This window comes from Mesorhizobium sp. M0001 (assembly GCF_040324255.1).
Taxonomy (GTDB): Bacteria; Pseudomonadota; Alphaproteobacteria; order Rhizobiales; family Rhizobiaceae; genus Mesorhizobium.
Genome location: NZ_JAMYVS010000033.1, coordinates 1 through 7,572, shown reverse-complemented (window position 1 = coordinate 7,572; position 7,572 = coordinate 1). Strand labels below are relative to the sequence as shown.

The 7,572-nt window shown below is 58.6% G+C and carries 6 protein-coding genes and 2 pseudogenes; 2 read left to right on the top strand and 6 right to left on the bottom strand.

Features of this window, described 5'->3' with window-relative positions; all coding sequences use genetic code 11:
- The coding region (locus tag NKK50_RS31205) for a GntR family transcriptional regulator (RefSeq protein WP_352544375.1) at window positions 1-379 on the bottom strand (379 nt) is incomplete at its 3' end.
- 1,124 nt (window positions 380-1,503) lie between these two features.
- Here NKK50_RS31205 and NKK50_RS31200 point away from each other — a divergent pair.
- The gene (locus tag NKK50_RS31200) at window positions 1,504-2,412 is read left to right on the top strand and encodes a beta-keto acid cleavage family enzyme (protein WP_352544374.1); all 909 of its coding nucleotides are present in this window, start codon (window positions 1,504-1,506) and stop codon (window positions 2,410-2,412) included.
- Window positions 2,413-2,461: 49 nt separating this feature from the next.
- Here the strand turns inward: NKK50_RS31200 and NKK50_RS31195 are convergent, their stop codons facing one another.
- Together NKK50_RS31195 and NKK50_RS31190 are read right to left on the bottom strand one after the other, a co-directional pair.
- Window positions 2,462-2,683: a hypothetical protein gene (locus NKK50_RS31195; protein ID WP_352544373.1), complete on the bottom strand. Its 222-nt coding sequence runs from the start codon at window positions 2,681-2,683 to the stop codon at window positions 2,462-2,464.
- Between the two features lie 153 nt (window positions 2,684-2,836).
- The gene (locus NKK50_RS31190) at window positions 2,837-3,472 is read right to left on the bottom strand and encodes a GNAT family N-acetyltransferase (RefSeq protein WP_352544372.1); all 636 of its coding nucleotides are present in this window, start codon (window positions 3,470-3,472) and stop codon (window positions 2,837-2,839) included.
- Between the two features lie 261 nt (window positions 3,473-3,733).
- On the opposite strand from NKK50_RS31190, the pseudogene NKK50_RS31185 reads away from it, so the two are divergent.
- A pseudogene (locus NKK50_RS31185) lies at window positions 3,734-4,013 on the top strand (DDE-type integrase/transposase/recombinase); the annotation flags it as partial.
- 251 nt (window positions 4,014-4,264) lie between these two features.
- Here NKK50_RS31185 and asnB read toward each other — a convergent pair.
- From asnB to NKK50_RS31170, 3 genes and pseudogenes are all read right to left on the bottom strand, one after another.
- A complete protein-coding gene (gene asnB, locus NKK50_RS31180) occupies window positions 4,265-6,097 on the bottom strand; it encodes an asparagine synthase (glutamine-hydrolyzing) (RefSeq protein WP_352544371.1) in 1,833 nt (610 codons plus the stop codon).
- Between the two features lie 323 nt (window positions 6,098-6,420).
- A pseudogene (locus NKK50_RS31175) lies at window positions 6,421-6,763 on the bottom strand (acetoacetate decarboxylase family protein); the annotation flags it as partial.
- A gap of 416 nt (window positions 6,764-7,179) precedes the next feature.
- Window positions 7,180-7,572: integrase core domain-containing protein (locus NKK50_RS31170; protein WP_352544370.1), on the bottom strand; the 393-nt coding region annotated here is incomplete at its 5' end.

Here is a 7,572-nt window from a genome sequence, read left to right as displayed (position 1 = left end):
GAGCCCTCCGATGCGTGCAATAGACCAGATGAAGATGCTCCAAGTCACGAATGAAGGTCGCCGAGGCATTTTCCGCCGCAAGTTCCGCTGCCCATCCTTCAAGGTTGACGCGGATCTTCGTGATTTCGTCCAATTCTGACTGCCCCAGGCTTGGAGCGATAATGGTCTTTGGAGCTGGCATTGACAGGCTTTTCTCGGACACGAGGCGCGTGATCGCCTCACGGACGGGCGTCACGCTGACCCCCAACTGAGAGGCTATGGCGCGATGCGTGATCTTCTCGCCGGGCTTATACACGCCACATCTGAGGCTTTCACGCACCATGCCGTATGCCCTCTCCGACAGGGTCGTCGTTTGTGGATGTTCGCCCAGATCTTTCATTAATAGGCGCACCGCCGACGGCGCGAATTTGCCGCCATCAACGAGACGCGACTAAAAGGCAGAATTGTTCGCGCATTCACAGCAATGTCCTCGCCTGGACCGGCCTGTAGCCGCTGGCGATCTCAGGCTTTCCAGTCAGGGGGCGCGCCGTCTTGAGGGACAACATGACAGCCTTAGTGCCGTTATGCTGGCTGTCGAACACGTGGCGCGGGTCGCGTGGTTGAAGTAGCCACTTCCTCAGGGTGATAATTACTGCTGTGCGACAGCACAAAATTCATCGAATCTTTGACGGGAGTGGAGGAGAATGAACACGTTATGCTCGGAGTCAAATACTTCGGCGGTGCATTCATAGTAACACCGTGGTCACGATAGCCCTCAGGGCATGTCATGTTTCGGCCCCTGCTAGCAAAACGATGGACCAACGTGCAGGGCTTGCTCCGGCAATTGCTTGCTTTGATTTGTGACTGGCCCGCGCGGTTGGCGGTCTAGCCAAAGCCGCTCCTTGGGCGCCAGATTGAGTATGGCCATGACGATGGACGGAGCGGCCCTGAAATTACATTCGGGATACGACGGCGGCGATCATGCCGTGGCCCCGTGAAGATGAAGGCGCTGGGCCTAGCCTTCACTATGTAGCAGAAATGTTCCGCGGCCTTTATGGGCGCCATTTCGCGCTGCACCGCGGGATTTGCAGCAAATTGGAACGGATATGCGGGCGCAGTCGGCTATCGTGGACGATCCGGATCGATCAAGTAGCGAGTGCATCTCCCGCGAGCGACGCGACGCATCTCGATTAGTGGCGGGCAGTCGCGGCTGTTGCGGAGAAATAGGGTCACACCGTTCGTGGCGAACTGCCCGACCTTGCCGAAACAAGCCTCGGTGACCATTTAGTCGAAATCGGCACGTAGGACGGGACCGGCGGCCAACCGTCTGAGATCCTCATCGATTATCTCGACGCGAGACCGGGCCGTCGTCAGCCCTTCGCGCAACTGCCGCACAATGGTGCGGTCTGATCTTCTCATGCACCTCGCAGCATAACGAGTAGCAGATCGTCATAACTCAACAGGGTGGCGCTGTCCCAGAATTCCGTCTTACCGTCGGGCATCAGCAACACGGGGCCTAATCTTATGCCAATAGCGCCATTCGGCACTCGCAAAATCATAATTACATGCGCCCTAACGGGCGGATCAAAATACAATCGCGAACACCCGAATTTTCCGATTACCCCCAAGGAAATCGCCGACTCGGCCATTGAAGCGGCGCGCGCTGGCGCAGCGATCGTCCATGTTCATGTACGCGATCCCGCGACCGGCGCCGCCGCTTACGATGTTGATCTATTCAAGGAAGCTTCTGACAGAATTCGCCAGTCCTCAGTCGATGTCATTTTAAACCTCACCTGCGGCGGAAATGCCCGATTTGTGCCCGACCCCAAGGATGAATCGCGCGCCGCGCCTGGCACGACGGTGGCGCCACCTGAGATTCGATATGCGCACATTGAAGAGTGTCGGCCGGACATTGCGTCTCTCGATGTCACGACATCAAATCAGGGCGATGGCAGTGATGAGTACGTTTACCTAAATACGCCGCGGACGCTTCGGGCGATGGCGAAGCGCTTCAAAGAGCTCGGCGTTACGCCAGAAATTGAAGTCTTTGAGGGTGGTGATATAGGCTTTGCGCATCAATTGATCGCCGAAGGCTTAATCACCGACATCCCGATATTCCAATTTGTTCTAGGCGTAAAGTGGAATGCGCCGGCGACGCCTGACACAGTTGCTTACATGAAAGGCTTGTTGCCTGAGCGGTCTAGTTGGGGTGCTCTCGGGACGGGTCGAAACCAATATCCGATCGCAGCGCAGTCCGTCCTGCTTGGAGGTAACATCCGTGTAGGCCTTGAAGATAATCTATATCTACAACGAGGTGTTTTCGCCACTAACGGACAGCTCGTGGAGCGCGCTCAGCAGCTAATCAATATTCTCGGACATGAGCCGGCGACAACTAAGGAGGCGCGAGATATCCTTGGGCTGTCCGCCAAATGAGCGACGGCTGCCATGCAGTGACAAAGTTAGAGTCCGTTTCGGAATTGGTTCAATGGCTGATTCCGCGCATCAGAAGACTGCCCACGGCGACGTGGATGATGCCTTCTGAGACGTCCTGATTATGCGCGCCGCATACGCCGCACGGCGCCGACGAAAGGGCGATGTCTGGCACCTCGACGAAGTCGTGGTGCGCATCCCCACGCGGCCGCATTTCAAACAACGTGACAACGCCCTCGTCGGTGGGCCTCAGCGACGAGGTTTTCGAAAACACCAAAACGCAGCCGTTCTCGGGGTTGCTCCGCAATCCTGACCTGTTGGCCCGCACAGCTATTGATCGATCGCGCAGCAAACGTCCGGCGTTGGGTAGCCTGATGCCTCCTCTCAAGCATCTTTGGGAGACCAGGACGGACATTTGGCCCGGCGGTCATCGCCGAGGCGGACGGCGCAATTCCAAAAACTCATAGGTTGTTCCATCAAAGACAACCGGCCCAAGGCAGGTAAAGCCCTGTCGGGTTCTCGCTCTGAGAGATCGTACATTCGTCGGGCGTATAAAAGAGACCAACCGATCAATAGGTTGGGTTGCGAACGCGAATTCGATCACTGGCTTAGCGCTTTCCGGCCCAATCCCCTGACCGCACCGGGCTCCGAACAAGTAGCATCCGACTTCAAGGGCGTTGTCATCGAAGCGGCGCAGCCCGGACCGCCCCACGAAGCGCAAGTCGCCATTGTCCTCTCGTTCATAGATCATCCAGAATCCATACCCGTAGGTTTCCCACTCATGAAGATAGAGGGACAGCCGCGCATCAGACATTTCCCGCGTTGGCGGAATTCCCCCCATCGTCGATTCGACTACTAGCGGATCACAGTGCAGGCGATGCATGGCATCGGCGTCCCAAGGACGTATTGGGCGCATGAATAAATGATCTGTTTCCAGATTAATATGAAATGCCATTTTTATTCCATCCATCTCGATGACCCGCATATGAATGCCGGGCAGCTCTGCTGCCTCACACCGAAGGGTTTCAAAAACCATGCCAAATTGGCTGATCGGACCGAACAAGAAGTGTTGTCAGCTACTTAGCCAGACGCAAAAAAAACGATCGGCTAAACAAGGCCGGTCACGCGGACACGACAAACCCGACACGAGGTGTGGCGTTAGTTGAGACTGCTACGTTGGACCTCGCCGGGATAGCCATAACGGCTGGCGACCGCCGAGGTTATGCCCGAACACCTGCGATCAAAAGCCTCAATCACCCCGCCGACACCAAATCCACCATCGCGGCCGCACGGCGGGCCACCGAAAATGGACCCCTCCGTGACAGCCTATGGAGCAGCCAGGCGACAGGTGATGCCAAGCGTCGAGCATCGGTCGCACAAGGGATTGAACAACCGGGCGGAGAATGCACATGTGCCGCTGCGAAAACGGGAGCGGACGATGCAAGGCTTCCGATCACCAGGAGCACTGCAACGCTTCGTTTAGATCTTCTCGGCTCTGCGCAATCTCTTCGTCCCGCCCCGCTCAAAATGCTCCGCTCTGGCTACACATATTTCACCGCCTGCAGGCCATGGAGCAATGGAAAGCCGTGGCCATAGTCAGCTGACATCAGCGGCCGCAGGTCTCAACGCGTGTATATGCAGACAACGTGACATCGCCCCGTCCGGGCCATTTTTGTTGGCGAGTGCTACGACAACCAGCATGATTGGTGCACGCAATCATGCGCGCCAGCCGGGTCCTTTTTGGAGCGCCCTTGCGCCGTAACGGTACTCGCTCAGATAATGAGCAAGCACCGCAAGGTTCGCTCCTGGCCGCGCGACAATGAGCTGCGAGCGCGTCCTTTGCGTGTTCGTCGTCTCAGATCGTGAGGCTCACGTTGTAATCGGTCAGGAAATCCTGCAGGGTCAGGATTTGCTCAACCCAACTGAAGTTGTCAGTCGCATCGAGCAACGCTCGGGAGCGGTCGAGGGACAATAGCGGTGCCACTGCCGCATTGCGGTCATTCAGCAGCGCGGTGAACCGCGTGCGCAGCATTCTGTCGTAGGTAGCATCCTGGATAATCGGATACGCGCTCTTCACACGCTGGACCACCGACTGCGGGAGCAGGTCCATCGTGGCGGCCCGCAGCAGACTCTTCTCGCGCCCGTCGAAAGCCTTCTGGGCCCATGGGGTGCCGAACACGTACTCAACCAGACGGTGATCGCAGTAGGGGACCCGCACCTCAAGGCCCAAAGCCATGCTCATCCGGTCCTTGTGGTCGAGCTCCTCCGGCAGGTAACGCGTCAGGAAGAGGTAGCAGATCTCGCGCATGCGACGCTCGTGCGGATCGGCCGAGGCCGGCCCGGTCAGGGCCGGTACTTCCGCAAGTGCCCTGCGGTACTGCTCGTCGAGGTAGCCGCGGAAGTCGAGTTTCTCGACAAGGCCAGGGTCTAAGCACCGCCGGACGATATCGTCGCCGTCATCGATCCAGGGGAACGTGTCAGCCTGAACGTATGACGCATCGTGGAAAAACCGGTAACCGCCGAAAAGCTCGTCGGCACCCTCCCCAGACAGGGTCACCGTCGAGTGTTGCCGGATGGCCCGGAACAGCAGGTAAACGGAGCTATCTTGGTTCCCGTAGGTCAAAGGCAGGTCTCGGGCGTGGAGGATGGCGGCCTGCACGTTCGGGTCCAAGAGTTCGTGCGCGGACAACGTGATGTCCGTGTGATCAGTACCAACGTAGCTCGCAACCTCCTGCACGTATGGCCCGTCTGGTGTGGGGCGCGCCGGGCCAGGAATGAAGTTGTCAGTGTAGCCGACGAAGTCGAGGGCGAAGGATCGGATCCGTTCGTTGCTGAAGCGCGCGGCCAGGGCGGTCATAGCCGAGGAATCAAGCCCGCCCGACAAGAGTGTGCACAGCGGCACCTCGGCGATGAGCTGCCGCTGGATAGTGTCCTCGAGCAACTCGCGGACGCGACGAGCGGTCGTAGGCACGTCGTCGGTGTGCCCGCTGTCGGTGAGCTGCCAGTAGCTCATCTCCTTGATGCCTTCGCGGGTCACGCGGACGATGTGGCCGGGCCGTACCTCACGCATGCCTCGGAACACGGTGTTATGCGGGTCGGCGACGAAAGATAGTGTTCGCCGAAGCCCGTCGGCGTCCATGACCCGCTCGGCGAGCCTATTGGCGAGGATCGCCTTTGGCTCGGAGCCGAACAACACTCCATGCTGGGTAGGATAGTAGTAAAGCGGCTTGATGCCCAGCCGGTCGCGTATGAGAAGCAGTTCGCGCTTGGCGGTGTCCCAGAGTGCGTAGGCAAACATGCCGTTGAGTTCGCTCACAGCGCTGCGTGGGTCGCGGTGGCCCCACTCGCGATGGGCGCGCAGCACCACCTCGGTGTCACTGCTCGTGTCGAACCGATGGCCCAGGGCGGCAAGCCGTTGACGCAGCTCGCGGTAGTTGTAAGTCTCGCCCGTGTAGACGAGCACCAACGCCGGTCGGCCGTCTTCCTGGTGCGTCATCGGCTGGCGACCGCCCTGGATATCGATGATCGCCAAACGGCGGTGTCCGAGTGCCGCAGGCCCGTCGATCCAAGTCCCCTCGTCGTCCGGACCACGATGGGCCATGGTGGCCCTCATGTCGGCAAGCTCCCTGCGCGCTTCGTGACTTCCTAGGTCGCGATCGAAATCAATCCATCCACAGATGCCGCACATATTTGGCTCCTTGCGTTGGGTAACTGTCGCGCAACTTGGGGGCATCCGGACATCGCACGACGCGAACACGCGATATCCTTTATGGCCGCCTCAATCGCAAGCGGCGCCATGATCTGGACGTCGGTGTTGCTGACCGGGATGTCGAGGCGCCCAAAGGTTCCAATCGCCTGCACCATCCGCTTTCCACCTGCTCGTGCTGAAGCTGGGCGCAATCTCCTTACCGATGCCACTCGCGAGGTCCGTTGATCACCGCCGCCTTGTCGAGAAGCGGGCTCCTGCTACGTCGTCGCGCTGTTCGATAAGATCTCTTCTGATCTGAAAGTTCATGGATTCTTCCTTTCCAATAGCGAGGCTCGGCGTGCGTCCGCGAGGTAGTCGTGGACGGCCTTCCCGAGCGCGAGCGTGAGATCAGCGACGATGTGTACGGCCGACACCACTTCCCGCACCGGCAGTTCGGCGAGGGGGGGGTAAGCGCATGCGACCAGAGGTTCAGGGCTGCCGGACCGGTCCAGGCGCCCCTCAGATCGAAGTCCTCCAGGTGATATTCCACGAGCCCACAGATGCGGCATGCCGTCGACGGCGGCGGCTCGGTGCTTGTAGCCCATGGTTCCCCGGAACGGCGGGTACGTAGTCCAGCGTGCCAACAGGGCTATCCGTCTCCGTTCGGTGCCCGGCTTCTTTGGAATAAGCAATAGGTCGCACGTAGCCGCGAACATTCGCGGATCATCGCTTCTCGCGCTTCGAGATTTGTCTGCATCGACACGGATCGCCACAATGCCTTGCGCAGCAAGATAGCCGTACCAAGCTGGATCAGCTGACTGGGGATAAGACCAAGACGCCGGGGCGCTTGGGCGAATAGCAGACCAATACTCTATGGACTTCAACGAGGACAAGCACTCTTATTGCCATTGCCGTTGGCCTTCCGTTGCGTGGTGGTGGTCTGAGCATAATCTGGTCAGCCTTTATCAGTGCCTGCTCTCAGACGTTGCAATGAACGTATCATCTTCAGCAGCCTACGGTCGCAAAGATTCTGTAAAATTAGTTGAAGGATACGTTGCAATGTTTTGGTTGCCCGGCGCCGATTAGCTGTTTAGTCCCAAGGTTTGATGGGTTGGATCGAGCCTGAATCGTTCGGGCTCTTTTGTCCAGATTTTGCAGATGTATTCAAAGGGCGTGAGGCCCTTGAGGGTCTTCAGTCGACGGCCGAAATTATAGGCTAAGACGAAATCGGCGAGATGCTGGCGCAGTTGGTCATGGCTCTCGTAGTAGAAGCGTTTGACGGTCGCATCCTTGATCGTGCGGTTCATGCGTTCGACCTGGCCGTTGGTCCATGGGTGCCTTGGCTTTGTCGTTCGGTGGTCGATATCGGCCTTGGCGCAAGTATGTTCGAAGGCGTGCGCCCATATGATTTCTCCCGCCGCCATGGCTTCCTTGATCAGCGGAACGGCCGAGGCGCCGGCACCTGGGGTCGTGAA

What these genes read in the sequence shown, in the direction of transcription:
- NKK50_RS31200 (WP_352544374.1), top strand. Translation starts at nt 1,504, where the DNA reads ATGCCAATAGCGCCATTCGGCACTCGCAAAATCATAATTACATGCGCC.
- asnB (WP_352544371.1), bottom strand. Translation starts at nt 6,097, where the DNA reads ATGTGCGGCATCTGTGGATGGATTGATTTCGATCGCGACCTAGGAAGT.